The sequence below is a fragment of the Bacillus sp. FSL W8-0223 genome (genome assembly GCF_038006805.1).
GTDB classification, from domain to species: Bacteria; Bacillota; Bacilli; order Bacillales; family DSM-4216; genus Bacillus_O; species Bacillus_O smithii.
Window position 1 is genome coordinate 648,988 of record NZ_JBBOVX010000001.1, and the last position, 20,498, is coordinate 669,485.

The window sequence follows — 20,498 nt, forward strand, 5'->3', positions numbered from 1 at the left end:
AAAAGGATATTAAAAGATTCGAATGCTTGTACATTTGAAAAAGAGGTTATTCGTTAGTGAATCTTATGCACTCGTCATGTTTAATAAAGAGAAGCAGCGGCATGGTCAACTGCTTCTCTTTATGTGCGCCCGGCATGTACATGAACTATAGGGTGTAAGTCCCGAACCCCGAAGACAGAAGTAGAGGTTAGCCAAGAGCAAGGGTGTCCGTGGTGACGCGGAATCTGAAGGAAGCTGGAGGCAAAACACCGGTCCGAGGAACACGAACCTCATATAAGGCTAGGTATGATGGAGTGAGTTTGCATAACAAAACAAAGCTCTTTCTGTCGAAGGTCATATCGAGTAAATGAGGCGGATAGATGGTGTGAAAGTGCATGTACTTACCCGGGGAGGTCTGGCGGATATGTGAAGTACTCTTCATAACCTACTTAGTGATAAGTAGCTGAACCGTCAGAAGTCAGCAGAGGTCATAGTATTAGTTGGTCTAGAACAACTAAGAAGGACCGAACAATTAAGAGAGAATAGCCCTTGGTATTCAGTGAGTCATGATGAACACAGAAAACGTAGTACCTCACTTGAGGGAGGAAGCGGTGAATCCCGTGGGAGACCTCTTGGAGGGTGGAGTGACCACTGGCATAAAGAGAACAGCTATTCACGGAAGTTATAAAGACTTGCGTCCATTATCTTAATTGAACCGCCGTATACGGAACCGTACGTACGGTGGTGTGAGAGGACGGGAGTTAATCGCTCCCTCCTACTCGATTTCATGACAACGAAAGAAAACAAATCATTGGATGATTGAAAGATTCAGAACTTTTCCATCCACGTTGAAAAGAATTGTACGTGGCAGGGGATGAATCGATCAATCGTCCGGTAAAGGCTGTTCATCCGGAAGAACCGTTTTGGCAATGGTTTGATCGAGTTCTTCAAAATCATAATAATGAATTGTTTCATACAATTCTTTTCGCGTTTGCATATTGTCCAGTTCGCTTTTTTGCGTGCCGGTTTCGAGAATGGTTTGGAAAACCCGCTCATAGGCCTTTGCTGCCACGCGAAGCGAAGTAACAGGATAAATGACCATCGCATAGCCGAAAGACGCAAATTCTTCAGCCGTATAATAAGGTGTACGCCCGAACTCTGTCATATTGGCAAGAAGCGGGACCGAAACGGCTTGCTTCATCTTCAAAAACTCTTCTTTCTTCGTAAGAGCTTCCGGAAAAATGGCATCTGCTCCTGCTTCTACATATCGCTGCGCCCGTTCGATCGCTCGGTCGAGTCCTTCCACGGCATAAGCGTCCGTTCGCGCGACGATCACAAGAGACGGTGCCACTTGTTTAATGGCCTGAATTTTTTGCATCATTTCCTCATCGGATACAAGTTTTTTTCCATTTAAATGACCGCATTTTTTAGGAAGTTCCTGATCTTCGATTTGAACGGCCGCCACGCGAGCTTCGACCATTTCACGAGCCGTTCGGGCTACATTGAGGACACCGCCAAATCCGGTATCAATGTCTACGAGAACAGGCAGATTGGCTGCTCGAACGAGTTCACGGGCACGGCGAGCCACTTCTTCAGATGTCACGATGCCCAGATCAGGCAGCCCTTGGCTTGCCGTAAAGGCTCCGCCGGATAAATAAAGGGCTTGAAAACCGACCCTTCTGGCTATAAGGGCTGCCATTCCATCGTGCGCCCCGGGAATTTGCAAAATGTCAGGAGCGTTCATTAAAGTTCGAAACCGTTCTGCCAACTCTTCTTGTGTTGATTCGTGTTCAACAACCCAAACCATAAAACCACCTTCTTTCAATGATTAAGACCATTCGTTTGTTTGAATTCATATCCATTGCTTGCAATTAGTTAGTATGAAATAACAAATCACCCTCCACGGTGTTTCATTTGAAGCGGGAGTTTTATGACACCATGAAGGCCATATTCAAATCGCCATTCTGGTTCGGGAGGTGTCTTGAGTTTCGAAAAGCCTGATTCATCTCCTGCTTTCATTTTGGGGATGAAAGCAGGAGACTCCTTTTGAAACGTGTTAAAGGACGAATAGATCGACGAATTCATGAACATTCATTGTTTCAAGGCGTTCTTGATCCGTAGAAACTTCCAGAATACGATTGATTTGTTTGTCTGTGAACCGGGTTTCCAGGTTGCTTTCGTATTTTTTCAATAGTTTCGGTATGGCTTCTTCTCTGCGGAAGCGGTGGCCGATTGGGTACTCCCGAACGACTTGACGCGTTTCCGTTCCGTCTTTAAAGCGAATTTGAACAGCGTTCGCGATGGAACGTTTTTCCGGATCGAGATAGTCTTTGCTGTATTGTTTGTTTTCCACGACGGTCATTTTTTCACGAAGTGCATCGATTCTTGGGTCTGATGCGATTTCGTCTTCATAATGATCAGCCGTTAAGTCGCCGTAAATGAGGCCGACAGCAGTGATATACTGGATGCAGTGATCGCGATCGGCCGGATTGTGAAGTGGTCCGGTTTTATCGATAATACGGATGGCGGATTCATGTGTCGTAATCGTCACTTCTTCAATCTCGTCTAATCGATCTTTTACTTCGGGATGAAGTTCAATTGCGCATTCAACAGCAGTTTGAGCATGGAATTCTGCAGGATAAGAAATTTTAAACAGTACGTTTTCCATGACATACGATTCAAATGGGCGAACAAGCTTCAGTTTTTGTCCACGGAACAAAACATCCTCAAATCCCCAGTTTGGAGCGGACAGAGCCGTTGGATAGCCCATTTCTCCTTTTAAGGACATCAGCGCCAGGCGAACGGCACGGCTTGTTGCATCACCGGCAGCCCATGACTTGCGTGAACCCGTATTAGGAGCATGACGATATGTACGTAAGCTCGAATTGTCGATCCAGGCATTGGAAAGGGCGTTAATGATTTCTTCCCTTTTTCCTCCGAGAAGCTTTGTGACAACGGCTGTCGAAGCGACTTTGACAAATAAAACATGGTCGAGACCAACGCGGTTCAGACTGTTTTCAAGAGCGAGCACTCCTTGAATTTCATGAGCTTTGATCATGGCTTCCAGCACGGCGCGCATTTTTAACGGTTCTTTTCCTTGGGCAACGTTCGAGCGGCTGATGTAATCAGCAACTGCTAAAATACCGCCTAAGTTATCGGAAGGATGTCCCCATTCTGCTGCAAGCCATGTGTCATTATAATCAAGCCAGCGAATCATACAGCCGATGTTAAACGCACCTTGTACCGGATCCAACACGTATGATGTCCCCGGAACACGAGATCCGTTTGGAACAATCGTACCTGGAACGATAGGCCCCAAAAGTTTGGTGCATTCCGGGTAGCGAAGAGCAAGAATTCCGCAGCCGAGCGTGTCTATGAGCACATAGCGAGCGGTTTCGAAAGCCTCATTGCTTTTAATTTCTTTATCCAATACGTAATCCGCAATTTCATTGAGCAAAGGATCCACTTGTTGTTTTTCATTATTTTTTACTAAAACTTCACCCATCGGCCTCTTCCTTTCTAAAGTAAAATGATATAATTAAAGGAGAGGAATTTCTGCCCAAATTCCTCTACTGGTGAGCGTATAAATCTGTTTAGGATCAGTTCGTTTGCAGATGGCGCTCGCCGACATACTTGACGCGTGGCCGGAACAGACGGTTGTTGTTATGCTGTTCGATTACATGAGCACATAGCCCCGCTGTTCGGGCGGCAAAGAAAATAGGTGTGTAAAGTTCAATCGGAATATTCAGCATGTAATAGACGGGAGCGGCATAATAGTCCAGATTAGGATACAGACCTTTTTCTTCCCGCATAATTTTTTCGCCCGCTTCACACATTTCCAACAGACGCGTATCTCCGCGTGCCTCGCTTAATGATTGAAGCGCTTTTTTCATCAACAATGCCCGTGGATCCATTTTTTTCATGTAGACCCGGTGGCCAAATCCCATAATCCGCTCTTTATTCGCTAATTTACGATGGAGAAGATTCTCATAGTTTTCTTTCGTTCCGGCTTCTTCCAGCATATACATAACGGCTTCGTTGGCTCCGCCGTGAAGGTGCCCTTTTAAAGAGGAAACGGCTCCTGTCAGTGCGCCATATAAATCAGAATATGTGGAAGAGATGACTCTGGCTGTAAAAGTGGAATTCGGCATTTCATGTTCGATATAGGCTACGAGCGAGCGATCAAAAATTTTCGCCTCCAGTTCCGTCGGTTTTTTTCCTGTGAGAATGTAAAGGAAATTCGCCGTGTAGGAAAGCTTCGGATCGCTTGGAACTACTTGTTGATTGTTCATTAATCGATAACTGCTTGCGACAATGGTCGGTATTTGGCCAAGCAGCTTGATCGTTTTTTGTTTATTGGCGGATTCGCTTCGATCGTCGATAAGAGAATCAAAGCCGGATAAAACCGAGATGCCGGTTCTAAGAGCATCCATTGGGTGCGTCGTTTTAGGGAGGAGCGACAATATTTCAATCAGCTCTTTTGGAAGATCGCTGTTTGATTTAATTTCCGATTCAAAACGAGCTCTTTCTTGATCAGAAGGAAGCTTTTCTTCAATTAATAAGTAAGCAACATCAAGATACGTCTTGTTTTCTGCCAACTCGATCAAATCATACCCGCGAACAACAATCTCTTCATTTTCCACATCAAGAAATGAAATTCCGGTTTCAGCAGCAATAATGCCTTCTAATCCAGGACGAAATTCCAAATTATTTCACTCCTTCAGAATATTCTGTATTCTATGGTCCTCTCATCTCTGGGTAGTGTGATGGATTTGCCCATCTGCAATTTTTTTATTAGTTTATGCCTCGAATCATAGGATGTGACAGTGTGAATCTTTGCTGACATATACAAACAAGCTCACATGAATATGAACTGATATTGCGAAGAAAGAGTTAGTTTTCGCAGTGTCAAGATTTAATCCTAGCTTATTAAACGCTTTCAAAAAGTCTGTTTTAAAAATTTCTCTTAAAGCAAAGATTTTCTAATCTAATAGAATTCCGGTCTAATAGAAAAAAGATTCCTTTCAAAAAGTTGAAATCCCTATGGGACTTCTTGAAAATTCCTATTGATCTCTGCTCTTAGCATCTCCTATTTTTATAGTTTCGGCCGTTTCCAATCAGGTAGATTTGCTGATGATGCCACGATGCCGGTTTTCATAGAAGCGGATCGTCGGATTTTTTGCCGCTTCAACGATTGATGATCATCATACCTGATATATAACACAGAATTTCTTTTTCATTTATACTATATCACATTTTTAAAAATAAAACAAAAAATTATAAATTTTCTTTTATTTTATAATGGAAATATCAGTTGATACAACCTATTTAACTCCGTTTTTAGAATAAAAATGCGTGCTTCTTCTTATCATTCTTCCTCTAAAGAGAAAAAAGGGGAAAGGGAGGGAAGGAGGATCGCTTCATTATAAGAATAAAATATGAAAACTATTCTACAAAAAGAGACCGCAAATCGTTCCAAGAACCATTTACGGTCTCTAAAAGTTCGAGAGAGGAAACTCTATTCTAAATTAGCATGTCTTCCAAACATCGTATTGGAATCCAATCCTTTTTTCTCCATGACTCTCAAGATGATGGCGTCATAAAACAATAACAATGTTTGTTCGAAAAGCGACCCCATTGGTTGTATGGTTTTGTAATCGTTATCCGATTGATCTTTTGGTGATCCGGGTAACTTTACAGTAATATCCGCCAGTTGACCAATGGTCGATTCGGGGAAAATGGTGGCTGCTGCTATGCTTCCGCCGATTTTTTTGGCTTTTTCTGCCATGGAAACTAGGCTTTTCGTTTCTCCCGAACCCGATCCAATAATTAAAAGGTCTTCTTTTTCATAGTTGGGAGTGACGGTTTCGCCTATGACATAGGCATCTAATCCCATGTGCATCATTCGCATGGCAAAAGATTTCGCCATAAATCCTGATCGGCCGGCGCCGGCTACGAAAATTTTCTTGGATTCGAGAATTTTATCTACCAATTTTTCTGCTTCTTCATCCGAAATGAGATCAACCGTACGACTTAACTCTTTTAAGATTTCACCTAAATATTGAGTCGTCTTCATAGGCCTCAACCTTGTTGTAACATTTCTTTCATTTTAGCTGCTACAGCTTTTTTATCTTTTTGTCCAGCGATACCGCCGCCGACAATGACAAGATCTGGTTGTGCTTTAATAGCTTCTGGCAGTGTTTCTAATTTGATACCGCCGGCAATAGCTGTTTTTGCATTTTTAACGACAGCTTTAATTTTCTTAAGATCTTCAAAAGAGTTTTTACCTACTGCTTGAAGATCGTAGCCGGTATGAACGCAAATGTAATCTACGCCCATAGCATCGATTTCTTTTGCACGTTCTTCTAAATTTTTTACGGCGATCATGTCAACAAGGACTTGTTTGCCTTGTTTTTTCGCTTCTTCTACAGCGCCCTTGATGGTTAAATCTTCAGCAGCTGCAAGAACGGTCACGATATCGGCGCCGGCTTCGGATGCTTTCATCACTTCATACGCAGCGGCATCCATTGTTTTTAAATCAGCTAATACTCTTAGATTTGGGAATGCTTCTTTCATTTGTTTAACGGCTTCAAGCCCCCAAATTTTTACAACCGGAGTACCGATTTCGACAATATCAATATATTCCTCAACTTCTTTTACTATTTCTATTGCTTCTGGAATGTCAACTAAATCTAATGCTAATTGTAATTCCATTCTTTTTTCACTCCTTTGTGAAAAAGAATTAACGCTCGCAGTCATCGGCGGAAAGTGGAAAATGCTGATTTTATGGCATTTAGGCAGAGAGGGAACTAAGCGATTTAGCGAACTAAAAGCTCTTATGCCTGGTATTACACAAAGAATGCTGGTGAACCAATTGCGTGAGCTGGAAGAAGACCTTATCGTTCATCGCGAAGTTTATCCTGTTGTTCCGCCGAAAGTAGAATACTCTTTGACAGAGTATGGAAAGAGCTTGATGCCGATTCTTGAGTCCATGTATCAATGGGGAAAAAATTATATGGAAACGGTTCTTGGCCAACATCCAGAAACAACAGAAACAAAAGAAGTCGTTAATAAATAAAGTTCATTCTAAAACAGGATGAAAAAAATATAGATATGAAAAAGCCACGAACAACAACTTTTCTTGTAAATGTTGTTGTTCGTGGCCTTTTTTGTTTAGAAATGTTCCTTTCGAAAATCGGGCTTCATACTTTAAAAGCCGCTAGCTTTGGAATCCATTTGGGTCTTATACATTACCTTTTATAAAGATGAGTAGGTATTTTTATTTACACTATATATTATTTTTGTAACTATATGATTAAAAAGTGCGTACTTACAAATTCGATCGATACGTATTATACTTACCATTGCTGAAACAATGAAGCATGCATGAAAGCATGTTCTTTCTATCTCTAAGGCGTTGGAAGGCAGAATTTATTTTGAATAGGCATCGTTTGTATATGAAAGAGAAAACTAACTCGTATACATTCTCACGAAAGTTTAGATGTCGGATGTGAGAGAAATGACCGAAATGGAAAAAAGATCCAATTCATCAGAGATTTGGTCTTGCTATCTGGTCAAGTATGGAAAAAATGAAATCGCCTGTTTTCAAAGCAAGGGGATCCAACGTTTTAGAGTCTGTTTGATCAGGAGGGATATAAATGAATTCTATGAGCTTGGTCTTGTTTGGAGCGTCAGGGGATTTAGCGAAAAGAAAAATATTCCCTGCTTTATATAATTTATTTCTCGATCAAAAAATGCCAGATTCCTTTTCCGTCATTGGTGTTGGTCGAAGAGATTGGACGGATGAATATTTTCAAGCGCTGGTGGAGGATTCAATCAAAACATTTTCCAGACGTCCCGTTATGGATGATTCCCGAAAGGAAGAGTTTTTGAAAGCCTTCCGCTACTGCAGTTTGGATGTAACCGATGCAGAAGGGTTTAATGTTTTGCTCGAACTGGTTCAACGGCGTGAGAAGGAATTGAACATTCCTGAAAATCGATTGTTTTATCTTTCTGTTGCGCCAACCTTTTTTGACGTGATTGCGAAAAACATCCAACAAAGTGGATTGGGTTCTACTAAAGGGTGGAAACGCCTCATTATTGAAAAACCGTTTGGACACGATTTGAAATCGGCTCAAGAGTTGAATGAAAAATTAAGCCGATTTTTTGAAGAAGAAGAAATTTATCGGATTGACCACTATCTTGGCAAGTCGATGGTTCAAAACCTGGAAGCGTTGAAATTTGCCAATCCGGCGCTGCAAGCGCTATGGAACCATCAACATATTGCCAATGTCCAAATTACGGCCAGTGAAACGGTGGGAGTGGAAGAAAGAGCCGGCTATTATGATCAAGCGGGCGCTATTCGAGACATGGTTCAAAATCACATGATGCAGTTGGTGATGATGACGGCCATGCAGCTGCCCAACCGCTTTAGCGCCGAAGACATTCGCAAGGAGAAAAGAAAGGTCTTGGAAAACCTTCGTCCATTGCGGAAAGAAGACGTCCGCCAACACGTCGTTCGCGGACAATATGGACCGGGGGAGATTCAAGGGGAACCTGTTGTAGGGTATACAGAAGAGCCGGGCATTCCGCCTTCTTCCACGAACGATACGTTTGTGGCGACACGCTTATGGATTGACAACGATGCTTGGCGGGGAGTCCCTTTTTATATCCGTACGGGAAAAAGAATGAAGGAAAAATCGACCCGCATTGTCCTTGAATTTAAACATTCGCATACGGTTGAATCTCAACAAGCGGAGCCAAACTTATTAGTGATTCATGTCAATCCGGTGGAAGGCGTCTCGTTCCAACTCAATCGGAAAAATCCGGTCCACCGCGATCAAATCGAACCGGTCCAAGTCGATTTTTCGGCGAATCAGAAGGATGTACCCGAAGCGTATGAACTGTTGCTGTTCGATGCTTTGCTTGGGGACTCGACGTTCTTCGCTCATTGGAAAGAAGTAGAGTTGTCTTGGAAATGGGTTCAACCGATTTTAGAAGCCTTTGAAGAAAATCTGGTTCCTCTCCATTCCTATCCTTCCGGTTCCATGGGGCCGGAGGCCTCTCAACAATTATTGGCAGAGGACGGATTTCGTTGGTAGTAAAACCAATAGGCGGGGGGTTCCCCGCATGATGAAAAGAAAATCAGAAACTACGATTGGAAAACAAGTGAAGGAGGGTATTTAGATGAAAATTGGATTAATCGGTTTAGGAAAAATGGGGCTGAATTTAGGCCAAAACTTAATCGACCATCGCCACGAAGTGGTGGCGTATGACGTCAATCCCCAGGCGGTGGAAGAAATCCAAAAATATGGCGCTCAAGGAACTTCCAGCTTACAAGAATTGGTGGACTCGTTGGAAAAGCCAAGAATTGTCTGGATCATGGTGCCGCATGGTGTGGTGGATTCCGTCCTCGGCGACCTGAAGCCGCTTTTGGAAAAAGACGATATTGTGATCGAAGCGGGGAATTCCCACTATAAAGAGTCGATTCGCCGCTACAACGAGTTCAAAGAAGCAGGCATCCGCTTCATGGATGCCGGTACTTCCGGAGGCATGGAAGGAGCTCGCCATGGGGCTTGTTATATGGTAGGGGGAGATCCCGAAGCTTGGAACATCGTGGAACCGATTTTCCGGGATACCGCTGTGGAAAACGGCTATTTATATGCCGGCAAACCGGGCAGCGGTCACTTCTTGAAAATGGTCCACAACGGCATTGAATACGGGATGATGGCCGCCATTGGAGAAGGATTTGAAGTGTTGGAGAAAAGCGACTTTGATTTTGACTATGAAAGAGTCGCGAGAGTATGGAACAATGGGTCCGTCATTCGTTCCTGGCTGATGGAATTAACCGAACGCGCCTTCTCGAAAGATGCAAAATTAGACGGCATCAAAGGCGTGATGCACTCTTCCGGTGAAGGAAAATGGACGGTGGAAACGGCTCTGGATTTACAAACGGCCACACCGGTTATCGCCCTGTCCTTATTGATGAGATATCGTTCGCTCGAAAACGATACCTTTACAGGAAAAGTCGTCGCCGCTTTGCGCAATGAATTTGGCGGACATGCGGTGGAAAAAGCAAGCGGGAAATAAAGAACCATGATAAAGGAAAGATTTTAACATCTGACCTGATCAATGGAGAACCATTTCAAGAAAAGGGGAGTAGGCTATGTCCATTTCATTTGATTACTCAAATGCATTATCCTTTATGAAACAAAGCGAAATCGAAAATCTCAGCGAATTTGTCAAAGTCGCTCATACGATGATTCATGAAAAGAAGGGACCCGGCTCTGATTTTCTGGGCTGGGTGGACTTGCCGTTCCGGTATGATCGGGACGAATTTGCGCGCATCAAACAAGCGGCGGAGAGAATTCGAAGCCACTCGGATGCTTTGGTGGTCATCGGCATCGGAGGCTCTTACTTGGGAGCAAGGGCAGCGATTGAAGCGTTGTCCCATAGCTTCCATAACCAAATGAACGATCAGACTCAAATTTATTTTGCCGGCTACAATATCAGTTCGACTTATATGGCTCATTTACTGGAGCTGTTGGAAGGAAAAGACATCTCCGTCAACGTGATTTCGAAATCCGGAACTACGACCGAACCGGCGATTGCTTTCCGAATTTTCCGGGACTACATGGAGAAAAAATACGGAAAAGAAGAAGCGAAAAAACGGATTTTCGTCACCACCGACAAGGAAAAAGGCGCCTTGAAAAAATTGGCCGATCAAGAAGGATATGAAACCTTTGTCATTCCGGACGACGTCGGGGGAAGATATTCGGTTTTAACCGCTGTTGGTCTCTTGCCGATCGCCGTAGCCGGACTGAACATCGATCAAATGATGGAAGGAGCCGCTGTGGCTGCACGCAAATACAATCATCCGGATCTTTTAACCAATGAAAGCTATCAATATGCCGCGGTGCGAAACATTCTGTACCGGAAAGGAAAGGCCATCGAATTGCTGGTGAATTATGAACCTTCCCTTCATTATGTATCCGAATGGTGGAAACAGCTGTTTGGAGAAAGCGAAGGAAAAGATCAAAAAGCGCTTTTCCCGGCATCGGTTGATTTTTCCACGGACTTGCATTCCATGGGTCAATACGTTCAAGAAGGCCGTCGCCTTCTGATCGAAACGGTCTTGCAAGTGAAGAAACCGCGAATCGAAGTCACCATCCAAGAAGATCCGGATAATATCGATGGATTAAACTTCTTGGCCGGTAAAACTATGGATGAAGTGAATAAAAAAGCGTTCCAAGGGACTTTATTGGCCCATGTCGACGGGGAAGTGCCGAACCTGGTAGTGGAACTGGACGAAATGAATGAATTCACTTTCGGAGAAATGGTGTACTTCTTTGAAAAAGCTTGTGCCATCAGCGGACACTTGCTGGGGGTGAACCCATTCGATCAACCGGGAGTGGAAGCCTATAAAAAGAATATGTTTGCGCTGCTTGGAAAACCGGGATTTGAAGCAGAAAGAGAAGCGCTGATGAAACGGTTGTCCAAATAATTTATTGAGTGAAATAGACAATCTTGTTGATAAAAGTGCAGGAAACAAGAGAGGGAGCGAAGTCAAATCGCTCCCTCTCTTTTACTTTTTTTAGATAATCTATTTTCAGATTGGAAAATTTTAGCTGGTGTCCATCACTGAACGGAAGAAAATAGTTCTATCCAATTAATGTTGTAATTTTGGCAATAAAGAGAATATTGTTATATGATAAAAGCACATCGACTGGAGTGAATGGAATGATATGATATGGAGACTAAAAACACATTTTTGTATTTGCTGAAAGAAAACAAAGAATTTAAAAAATTGTTTTATGGACAAACTTTTAGTGTATTGGGAGATTGGTTTCAAACGATCGCCTTATTAGGATTCGTGTATTCTGAAACAAAATCTACTTTTCTGTTAGCTCTTACGTTCATCAGTAAAGGATTGCCTCAGCTGATTTTGAGCCCCTTTATCGGATATTTCGTTGACCGTTACAGCAAAAAGAAGATTATGTTTTATACAGACATCATTCGGGAAGTCATTGTTCTGGGTTTTTTACTCGCCTATAAATTTATTTGGATTATTTTCATACTGAATATTTTATTATCGATTTTACAAACTTTATTTGAGCCTGCCAGACAAGGAGCAGTGAAATATACAGTAAAAAAAGAACAAATAGTGATTGCCAATTCGTTGTCCAGTACGATGAATGGATTCATGTCTGTCGTTGGCGCTTCTTTAGGGGGAATGGTTGCAGAACTGTTGAGTATACAAACGGCATTTATAATAAACAGTTTTTCTTTTTTTCTTTCTGCATGGTTTATTTATTCGAGTAAAATACCGCATAATCTTGAAAAGAAGACAACCAATCGTTTTTATAAGGATATAAAAGAAGGATACCAATTTATCATTCATCATAAAATCATTCTTACTTTAATATTGGTAGGCATGTCATGGGGAGTAATAGGCGGAGCTTATCAATTATTTTTAACTCAGCTTTCGCAGTCCAAAATCTTGTTTAAATGCTTGATGTAAATGGTTTTGGGAAGTACAAAATTATCATTTGACATTTTTTAAAACATAAAGAAAGACACCTATTCTTTTGGTAAAATATTGGTGACGAAACCAAATCCAAAAGAAAGGTGTCACCACTATGATAACGAATAAAGACTACTTTGCGCAATTACCAAAAGAAATTAAACAAGGATTTTCCGAATTAAATATTGGATATCATTTAAGAAAAGCGAATATTACGAAACTTTCCGGGTATTCTTGTCTTACTGTTTTCAAACTGATTTTTCTTTTAGTCTTCCAATATAAGAACTGGTTTCGTGCTTTTATGAGTAAACGATCTCAGGATCTGCCCGGAAAGGATACAGTCTATCGCTTTTTAAATACACCAACCTATCATTGGAGAAAGTTTCTGCTTTCATTAAGCAGTGAAATGATCCGTCTGCTTCAACCATTAACTTCAAAAGATCGTGTCACAGCTTTTGTGATTGATGATTCTGTCTTTTCAAGAAACCGTAGTAAGTCGGTTGAACTGTTGGCTAAGGTTTTTGATCACTCTACCCATCAGTACTTGAAAGGGTTTCAAATGCTTACCCTTGGCTGGACCGATAGTTTTACTTTTATTCCCGTTGATTTTGCTCTTCTAAGTTCACCGAAAAAGGAAAATCGCCTGCAAGAAATCAATACCGATATTGATAAACGAACATCTGGCTATAAGCGTCGCCAGGAAGCTCTGAAATCAAAACCGGACGTGGCTTCAGCTTTACTTGATCATGCGCTTGAAAAAGGGATTATAGCTGACTATGTTCTCATGGATTCCTGGTTTACACAAGCGCCTTTAATTGAGAAGATTACGAACAAAGGGTTATTTGTCATTGGCTTGGTGAAGCAATTAAAGCAGCGATACGTTTACAATGGTGAACGTTTCACACTGAATCAACTTTACAAATTGGCAAAACCTCACATGGGTAAAAAAGACATTCGCGGATCCGTTTATGCTACTTTAGACAATGGAATTCCAGTAAAAATTCTATTTGTACGAAACCGTAATAAACGGAGCGAATGGCTTGCCATTCTCAGCACAGATACAACATTAGAAAATGAAGAGATCATTCGTATTTACGGCATGCGTTGGGACATTGAAGTCTTCTTCAAATGCAATAAATCCCTTTTAAATTTAGAGAAAGAATTCCAGGGACGTTCCTACGACATGTTAATTAGCCATACAACCATTGTTTTTACACGATATATTCTCATTGCTTGGCAAATGCGAAAAGAGGAGGATCCTAAGACGATTGGCAACCTTTTTTACATCCTTTGCGAAGATGTAAAAGACATAGATTTTATTACTGCCCTTCAATCACTTATTGACCTTTTCCAAACTTTGGCGGAAGCCGAGGTTTCTTTGAACATGGACATCTTTAAAAATCAAATGAATAAATGGTTGGCCACTATACCTAATTATATCAAGCAATGCTTAAATATTTCTGTGTGCGAAAGTTGAGTTTTTAACTTATTATGCTGAAGAAGTTTTTCATGCAGGAAGTACAGGAATCGGCCTATTATATACGATACAAGGAATCGGAATGATAGGCGGAGGATTCATCGTTAAAAATTTCATTGGCAGCGATGATCATAAGATGAAGAAGGCATTCGGATTAGCCTATCTTTTTCAAGGAGTCTTTTTCTTATTTTTTCTGTGAAAATAATTTCCTAGGTTTCCTCGTATATTACGGGCGGAAGCAGGCAAACCTAAACAAAGACCGAAAAAAGTCAATAAGAAAGCAGAGCTACCTGTGGGAGGTAACTTTGTATAAATCTTTTTGACTTTGGTTATACTAGTTAATTTGCTTTTCTTTAAAAGCCTCCTTGTTGATAAGCATGGAGTAAATGATCCGAAGCATTCGATGCGATGTGGCAACGAGTGCTTTTTTCTTTCCTCTTCGTGCTGCCAATGACCAATATTTTGCTGCTAACCATCTGTTTCGGCATCTTGACACTGCCCAAGCCGCCTCGCACATGGCGGATTTGATAGGTGGATTCCCTTTTACCGTCCTTGTACTATACCGTTTTCCTGCACTTTCTTTGTTCCCTGGACACACTCCCGCCCATGATGCTAAATGTTGTGATGTAGGAAACTGACTCATATCTACACCCATTTCGGCGATAATGACGGCTGCTGTGTCTTTCTTAATGCCGGGTATCGTTAGAAGTAATAGAAGTTCTTCCTGATATTTCTGTAATAAAACATCAATTCTTTGTTCAATTTCGGTGATGAGGGATTCCAAATATTCAATGTGCTGCCAGGACTGACGAATCAGAAAAAGCTGATGCTCGTTTATTGTTCCAAATAAGGAATCCGCAATCTGCTGCTTTTTCGAAGCCATTTTCCCATGAATTCTTTCTTCAACATCCTTTACATCTACATATCCTTTTTCGATGAGGCGATTGAGCAGCTTTCTTCCTGAAACCCCAAACACATCTGAAATGACCGTACTTAATTTAACATTTGAGGCTTCCAATACTTTCTGAATCCTGTTCTTCTCAGAAGTTACGTGGCCAATCCATTTCTTTCTCAGCCTTGTTAAATCACGCAGCTCCCGAATATCTACCGGGGGGACAAAACTCTTTTCAATTAATCCATGGCGCAATAATTTTGCAATCCATTCAGCGTCAGAAACATCCGTCTTCCTTCCAGGTACGTTTTTAATCCTCTGGGCGTTCGCCAGGGTTATATCGAAGAAGTCCTCTAAGATATTGAACACGGGTTTCCAGTAGACTCCCGTACTTTCCATCGCAATGTGGGTCACATCATGGTCTTCGAGCCATTTTAACAACCGGAATAAATCTTTGGTCAAAGTCGGAAAGGTTTCTGTTTCCTTAATTAGTTCATCATCCTTTGAACCAATCAGAACACAAGCCACTATGGTTTCTGAATGAACATCCAATCCTGCACATCTTTCAATAAATACTTCCATCCAATCACTCCATAAAGATAGGATCACAAACAGTGAGTGAATTTGAAAATAAGCATTTTTCTGTACGTAGTCATCCTTCCATTTGGAAAGAGCTAACAAAGGGTTGAACACCAAATTCACTCAAACAGTTTTGTGTTCAGGGTCGAACCACCAAAAAAAGCCACGTATTATGAACTGTTTGTGTCTTTACCAATATGGACGGGAAGGAACTATTTTCATGCACGGGTTGGGAGAGAGACGATCATGAATGTTTTGTTTTGTCTTCTACTATATATGTTGGATGTATGATGTTATTGTTTATGAGAATGGCAGGAGGAGTCATTATTCCTCTTGATACTACTTTCATTCAAAACTACACGGATGATGACAAAATCGGCAAGGTTTTTTCTTTACATTATTCCATCTATAGTTCATTAATTAATCCGTCTATGTTTGTTTCAGGAATATTATTAGAAAGGATCTCTCCTAAAATTTTTGGGGGGGTTTTAGGAATGCTTTGCATCTTCATTAGCTTGATATGGTTATACATGTATTACTTTCATAAATTGAACGAAGATCAGAATTTGAATCAGTCTGCGAGTTCCCGTTGATATCGTTTGGCCATTTTCGTTTAATCTCATCTTTACAAGTAAAAAATCAATTCCTACTTGACACGTAGGATTAATTAAATTAATATAATCTCAAATAATATGCCGACTAGACAACTAGAGGCTTTCAATTCAAACAATACTTTGAATTGAAAGTCTCTTTTTTTAATGTTTGATGAAAAAATTTTTATTTTTAGAAAGGACGTGAGATATAAAATATATTCAGATTTTTAAGAAAAATATATTCATAAAATGGAAGAGTTGTTAAAGGCATATAAGGAGAAAGGCTATTTTTCGCAGCAAATGTCGAAAGGCAGTGAAAAGAATGTATGCAGTTGTTTGTTCGGAAACTGAAATCCTTACTGGATTCAAAAGCAAACATATCATCATGATATTTTCATCCTTGGCTGGTGGGGGAAGGTCCCGTGAAATTTCATAACTTCGATCGATTCCGGTAATTCTCTTCAACCCCCAATGGATGATAAGCGAAAAAACATTGGCTATGAATCGAGGAATATCCGATCACTAGTGATTACCCTGATAGAAATGTTAGGCAGCAGATCAAAAGAACGCAAACAGTTAGGAGGAAATCTAATGACAAAAAAAAGAATGTATTTAAATGCTTTTGACATGAATTGTGCAGGACATCAATCTCCGGGTTTATGGACGCATCCGAAAGATAAATCTTCCACCTATAAAGATGCGGAATATTGGACACATTTAGCCAAGGTATTAGAAAGAGGACGATTTGATGCGATCTTTCTGGCAGATGTTTTAGGGACTTATGATGTTTATCAAGGATCGCGTGATCCGGCGGTACGTCAAGGGGCACAGGTTCCTGTTAATGATCCGGCGTTTGTTGTTCCTATCATGGCTCAAGTGACCAAACATTTAGGCTTTGGACTAACAGTATCCACAACTTACGAACATCCTTACATATTTGCCAGACGTATGTCCACTTTGGATCATTTGACAAAAGGGCGCATCGGCTGGAATATTGTGACCTCTTATTTAAACAGTGCCGCTGTTAATATCGGATTGGATCAACAAATCAGCCATGACGAACGCTATGAAATCGCGGATGAGTATATGGAAGTGGTTTATAAACTGTGGGAAGGCAGCTGGGAGGATGATGCAGTCGTATTGGACAAAGAAAACAAGCTTTATACCGATCCTGAGAAAGTACATGACATTCGACACGAAGGAAAATATTATAAGGTGCCGGGAGCACACTTATGTGAACCTTCACCGCAAAGGACGCCGGTCATTTTTCAAGCCGGGGCTTCCAAAAGAGGCCGCCAATTTGCGGCCAAACATGCTGAACTTGTGTTTATCAGCGTTCCAACCGAACAAATTGGTAAAACATATGTGGAAGCATTGCGTGAAGAAGCGAAAAATGCCGGCCGCAATTCGGAGGAAATCAAAATTCTTTCTTTATTTACTCCGATTATTGGACGTACACAAGAAGAAGCAGAAGCGAAGTTTCGTGAGTATCAAAGCCATGTCAGTTATGAAGGCGGATTGGCATTGTTGGGCGGATGGACTGGTGTAGATTTTTCCGGATATGCCCCGGATGACAAAATTGAATACGTTAAAAACGATGCGATACATTCAGCGATCGAGACATTTACAAAAATTGATCCAACGAAACAATGGACGGTCAGAGAAGTCGCTGAATTTGTAGGAATAGGTGGAATGGGAAAAGTTGCGGTTGGAACTCCTGAAAAAATTGCGGATGAGATGGAACGATGGATGGATGAAACGGGAGTTGACGGCTTTAATATCGCTTATGCGGTGACACCGGGTACATTTGAAGAATTTGTAGATGATGTAATTCCGATTTTACAAAATCGAGGTCTTGTGCGGAAGGAATATGAGGAAGGCACTTTCCGGAAAAACTTATTTGGATACGACCATTTGCCGGACCATCACCCGGGACGCCAGTATCGAAATCGTTTTTCTTTTCAAAGGAGTACATAAGGATTGTTTCACCAAAACTATTAGAGGGAGCGCAATCACTCCCTCTATAAAGAATATGCTTTATAATGGAAATTAATTCAGCGGCTAAAACCTCGACTCAAAACATAACGAAAGGGGCTCGATTCAATAGACTATGGACAGACGTTTGATCCTCCTTTTAATCTTCTGTTAAAGCAGGGAAATGAGGAAGGATGTATTCGCCTAGTTCTTCAATGACTTCTTCAACCGGACGTCGTCCATATTTCAAATTGATGATGATATGATTGACTCCCACGTCGTTTAGTGCTTGCAAAAATTCAATCAGAAAGTTGCGTCCGATTCTAAATCCAAGATGGATCGGGATAGGTACATGATTCGGATCCTCTGTCAAATCAATATAAAGAGATTGAGTAAAAGGCTTAAATTCATCTGTTAGAGACCGCCAATTTTTAATCAGTTCCGCTTGGTAATGAAGTGGTCGCGGATAATAAATCCATCCATCGCTGTTTGCTGCAATCCATTCAGGAGATTGAGAACTATGACCGGTTACCATCACCGGAATGGAGGATAAATTCGGCTTTGGTAAAAGGTCTCCGTTCATTAGGTCGACCCGGGAAGTATGAATTCTAGGGAAATTTTTTGCCCATACTTCTCTCATGACCGCAATAGATTCTTGAAATAAAGTACCGCGATCATTTGCATCTACCGAAAAAGCCGGAAATTCAATAGGGCGGTCGCCTGTTGCCACACCGAGAATGAGTCGTTCACCGGAAAGTTTGTCAACAGAAGCTGCCGCTTTTGCTACGTGGAGCGGATGGCGCAATGTTAAAATAATGCTTGCGGTTCCCAGGGCAATTTTCTCTGTGTGGGCGGCTATAAATCCAAGATAAGTAAATGGATCATACATTTGGCCCACGTCGCCGAAATTAGGATCGCGTAAAGGAACGTCTCTGGCAAATACGGCGGCAAATTTTAGTTCTTCTGCTCTTTTGGCTAGTTTTATTTGCTTTTCTATATTCATTTCAGGGACGTCGCTCATATAGGATTCAATAGGGAAGAACAGCCCGAGAGTGAGTTTGTTCTCTTGATACATCCGTTTATATCCTCTATGATTTTGAAATTTTTCCATCATTAGACCTCAATACCTTTCTTTGTATTAGATAGAATAATAATCATCATTTGATGAAGAATTGATGCTTCATTCGATCACTCATCCATGCCGATTGTCGGCTAAGGCGAGTGATCGTTCTGTCTATTCCTAGCCTCATATTGTTCCAAAGAATATTTTGAAATTATCCATTTTGGTTGCTTTTCATTATGAATCATAAAGCGTGCCATGGATCAGCGAATATTAAGCGACAATAGAGTCAGAAGCATCTTCTTTTCTCACCTTATCGATAATTCCGCTGCCAAGACAAACATCATTGTCATAAAATACGACGACTTGTCCCGGTGTCACCGCTTTTATTGGTTGTTCATATTCCACTAAAGCGGTTTTGTCCGGACGAACATGCACTTTTACTTTTTGGTCTTGTTGGCGATATCTGAATTTGGCCGTACAAGAGAATGATCGTGGACTGTCATCCCCGCTGATAAAGTGTACATCGGAAACGATGGCAGCATTTGAAAAGAGGGCCGGATGGTCTTTGCCTTGAGCGACGATTAACGTATTGTTATTTAAATCTTTATCTACGACAAACCAAGGTTCGCCGTTGCCTTTTGCTCCGATACCGAGTCCTCTTCTTTGTCCGATTGTATAGTACATTAATCCTTCATGCCGTCCCAGCACTTCTCCGTTGATCGAGCGAATGACTCCGGGTTGTGCAGGAAGAAAATTCTTTAAAAAACTTTTGAAGTTTCTTTCTCCGATAAAACAAATACCGGTGCTATCTTTTTTATTGGCAGTAAAAAGGTTTAATTCCTTAGCGATTTTTCGCACTTCATCTTTCGTTAACTCTCTGAGCGGGAATAGAACTTTTGATAATTGTTCTTTCGTTAATTGACTCAAAAAATAGCTTTGGTCTTTTTTTGAATCTTTTCCTCTCAATAAATTGATTTCGCCGTTTTCTCTATTGACTCTGGCATAATGTCCCGTCGCGATGTAATCTGCATCTAAAGACAGAGCAAAGTCTATAAAGGCTTTAAATTTGATTTCCGCATTACACAAAACATCTGGATTTGGGGTTCTTCCTAATTTCAGTTCTTCCAAAAAATAAGTGAAGACTCGATCCCAGTATTCTTTTTCAAAATTGACACTGTAGTAAGGGATTCCTAGTTGATTCGAAACTTTTTTTACATCTTCATAGTCTTCCGTTGCTGTGCAGACACCATCATCATTTTTGTCATCCCAATTCTTCATAAAAACGCCTATAACTTCATATCCTTCTTTTTTAAGAAGGTAGGCAGCAATGGAAGAATCGACTCCTCCTGACATTCCTACAACGACTCTTTTCTTTCGACTCATGATTACCACCTTAACTGAAATATTTTTTGTTACAG

14 protein-coding genes and 1 pseudogene are annotated in these 20,498 nt (G+C 41.2%); 7 read left to right on the forward strand and 8 right to left on the reverse strand.

Annotated features, from left to right (window positions below; translation table 11 throughout):
• Positions 1-862 precede the first annotated feature (862 nt).
• From prpB to hxlA, 5 genes are all read right to left on the reverse strand, one after another.
• Entirely contained in the window at positions 863-1,786 is a 924-nt protein-coding gene (gene prpB / locus NST81_RS03390; RefSeq protein WP_003353969.1) for a methylisocitrate lyase, read from the reverse strand.
• 249 nt (positions 1,787-2,035) lie between these two features.
• Positions 2,036-3,484: a bifunctional 2-methylcitrate dehydratase/aconitate hydratase gene (locus NST81_RS03395; RefSeq protein WP_341028418.1), complete on the reverse strand. Its 1,449-nt coding sequence runs from the start codon at positions 3,482-3,484 to the stop codon at positions 2,036-2,038.
• Between the two features lie 94 nt (positions 3,485-3,578).
• Positions 3,579-4,685: a citrate synthase gene (gene mmgD / locus NST81_RS03400; protein ID WP_003353966.1), complete on the reverse strand. Its 1,107-nt coding sequence runs from the start codon at positions 4,683-4,685 to the stop codon at positions 3,579-3,581.
• A gap of 812 nt (positions 4,686-5,497) precedes the next feature.
• Positions 5,498-6,055, reverse strand: coding sequence for a 6-phospho-3-hexuloisomerase (gene hxlB, locus NST81_RS03405; RefSeq protein ID WP_003353965.1), 558 nt, complete (start codon positions 6,053-6,055; stop codon positions 5,498-5,500).
• 5 nt (positions 6,056-6,060) lie between these two features.
• Positions 6,061-6,693, reverse strand: coding sequence for a 3-hexulose-6-phosphate synthase (gene hxlA, locus NST81_RS03410; RefSeq protein ID WP_118499157.1), 633 nt, complete (start codon positions 6,691-6,693; stop codon positions 6,061-6,063).
• Between hxlA and NST81_RS03415 the strand changes: the two genes are divergently transcribed.
• From NST81_RS03415 to NST81_RS03440, 6 genes and pseudogenes are all read left to right on the forward strand, one after another.
• Positions 6,659-7,057 (forward strand): winged helix-turn-helix transcriptional regulator, encoded by a 399-nt coding sequence (locus tag NST81_RS03415; RefSeq protein ID WP_048624369.1) that lies wholly within the window; start codon positions 6,659-6,661, stop codon positions 7,055-7,057. The two genes, hxlA and NST81_RS03415, sit on opposite strands and share 35 nt — an antisense overlap.
• 580 nt (positions 7,058-7,637) lie before the next feature.
• Positions 7,638-9,080, forward strand: coding sequence for a glucose-6-phosphate dehydrogenase (gene zwf, locus NST81_RS03420; protein WP_341028423.1), 1,443 nt, complete (start codon positions 7,638-7,640; stop codon positions 9,078-9,080).
• Positions 9,081-9,165: 85 nt separating this feature from the next.
• On the forward strand, positions 9,166-10,068 hold the full coding sequence (gnd, locus tag NST81_RS03425) for a phosphogluconate dehydrogenase (NAD(+)-dependent, decarboxylating) (RefSeq protein ID WP_327798323.1): 903 nt from the start codon (positions 9,166-9,168) through the stop codon (positions 10,066-10,068).
• Between the two features lie 76 nt (positions 10,069-10,144).
• Positions 10,145-11,482: a glucose-6-phosphate isomerase gene (locus tag NST81_RS03430; protein ID WP_341028428.1), complete on the forward strand. Its 1,338-nt coding sequence runs from the start codon at positions 10,145-10,147 to the stop codon at positions 11,480-11,482.
• Between the two features lie 246 nt (positions 11,483-11,728).
• Positions 11,729-12,457, forward strand: a pseudogene (locus tag NST81_RS03435) (MFS transporter); the annotation flags it as partial.
• 160 nt (positions 12,458-12,617) lie between these two features.
• On the forward strand, positions 12,618-13,979 hold the full coding sequence (locus NST81_RS03440; RefSeq protein WP_341027776.1) for an IS4 family transposase: 1,362 nt from the start codon (positions 12,618-12,620) through the stop codon (positions 13,977-13,979).
• Between the two features lie 334 nt (positions 13,980-14,313).
• On the opposite strand, the gene NST81_RS03445 is transcribed toward NST81_RS03440, so the two are convergent.
• Positions 14,314-15,453, reverse strand: a complete 1,140-nt coding sequence (locus tag NST81_RS03445) for an IS110 family transposase (protein ID WP_341028430.1) — start codon at positions 15,451-15,453, stop codon at positions 14,314-14,316.
• Between the two features lie 1,181 nt (positions 15,454-16,634).
• Between NST81_RS03445 and NST81_RS03450 the strand changes: the two genes are divergently transcribed.
• Positions 16,635-18,020 (forward strand): LLM class flavin-dependent oxidoreductase, encoded by a 1,386-nt coding sequence (locus NST81_RS03450; protein WP_341028431.1) that lies wholly within the window; start codon positions 16,635-16,637, stop codon positions 18,018-18,020.
• A 157-nt stretch (positions 18,021-18,177) separates the two neighbouring features.
• Here NST81_RS03450 and NST81_RS03455 read toward each other — a convergent pair whose 3' ends face one another.
• Positions 18,178-19,128, reverse strand: coding sequence for an LLM class oxidoreductase (locus tag NST81_RS03455; RefSeq protein WP_048624370.1), 951 nt, complete (start codon positions 19,126-19,128; stop codon positions 18,178-18,180).
• 222 nt (positions 19,129-19,350) lie between these two features.
• On the reverse strand, positions 19,351-20,463 hold the full coding sequence (gene mnmA / locus NST81_RS03460) for a tRNA 2-thiouridine(34) synthase MnmA (protein ID WP_341028434.1): 1,113 nt from the start codon (positions 20,461-20,463) through the stop codon (positions 19,351-19,353).
• Positions 20,464-20,498: the final 35 nt, after the last annotated feature.

Excerpts from the sequence above, each read along its gene's own strand:
- gnd (WP_327798323.1), top strand. The coding sequence starts at position 9,166 with ATGAAAATTGGATTAATCGGTTTAGGAAAAATGGGGCTGAATTTAGGC.
- NST81_RS03415 (WP_048624369.1), top strand. The coding sequence starts at position 6,659 with ATGTCAACTAAATCTAATGCTAATTGTAATTCCATTCTTTTTTCACTC.
- zwf (WP_341028423.1), top strand. The coding sequence starts at position 7,638 with ATGAATTCTATGAGCTTGGTCTTGTTTGGAGCGTCAGGGGATTTAGCG.
- hxlA (WP_118499157.1), bottom strand. The coding sequence starts at position 6,693 with ATGGAATTACAATTAGCATTAGATTTAGTTGACATTCCAGAAGCAATA.
- NST81_RS03455 (WP_048624370.1), bottom strand. The coding sequence starts at position 19,128 with ATGGAAAAATTTCAAAATCATAGAGGATATAAACGGATGTATCAAGAG.
- hxlB (WP_003353965.1), bottom strand. The coding sequence starts at position 6,055 with ATGAAGACGACTCAATATTTAGGTGAAATCTTAAAAGAGTTAAGTCGT.
- NST81_RS03440 (WP_341027776.1), top strand. The coding sequence starts at position 12,618 with ATGATAACGAATAAAGACTACTTTGCGCAATTACCAAAAGAAATTAAA.
- NST81_RS03445 (WP_341028430.1), bottom strand. The coding sequence starts at position 15,453 with ATGGAAGTATTTATTGAAAGATGTGCAGGATTGGATGTTCATTCAGAA.
- NST81_RS03450 (WP_341028431.1), top strand. The coding sequence starts at position 16,635 with ATGACAAAAAAAAGAATGTATTTAAATGCTTTTGACATGAATTGTGCA.
- prpB (WP_003353969.1), bottom strand. The coding sequence starts at position 1,786 with ATGGTTTGGGTTGTTGAACACGAATCAACACAAGAAGAGTTGGCAGAA.
- mnmA (WP_341028434.1), bottom strand. The coding sequence starts at position 20,463 with ATGAGTCGAAAGAAAAGAGTCGTTGTAGGAATGTCAGGAGGAGTCGAT.
- NST81_RS03395 (WP_341028418.1), bottom strand. The coding sequence starts at position 3,484 with ATGGGTGAAGTTTTAGTAAAAAATAATGAAAAACAACAAGTGGATCCT.
- NST81_RS03430 (WP_341028428.1), top strand. The coding sequence starts at position 10,145 with ATGTCCATTTCATTTGATTACTCAAATGCATTATCCTTTATGAAACAA.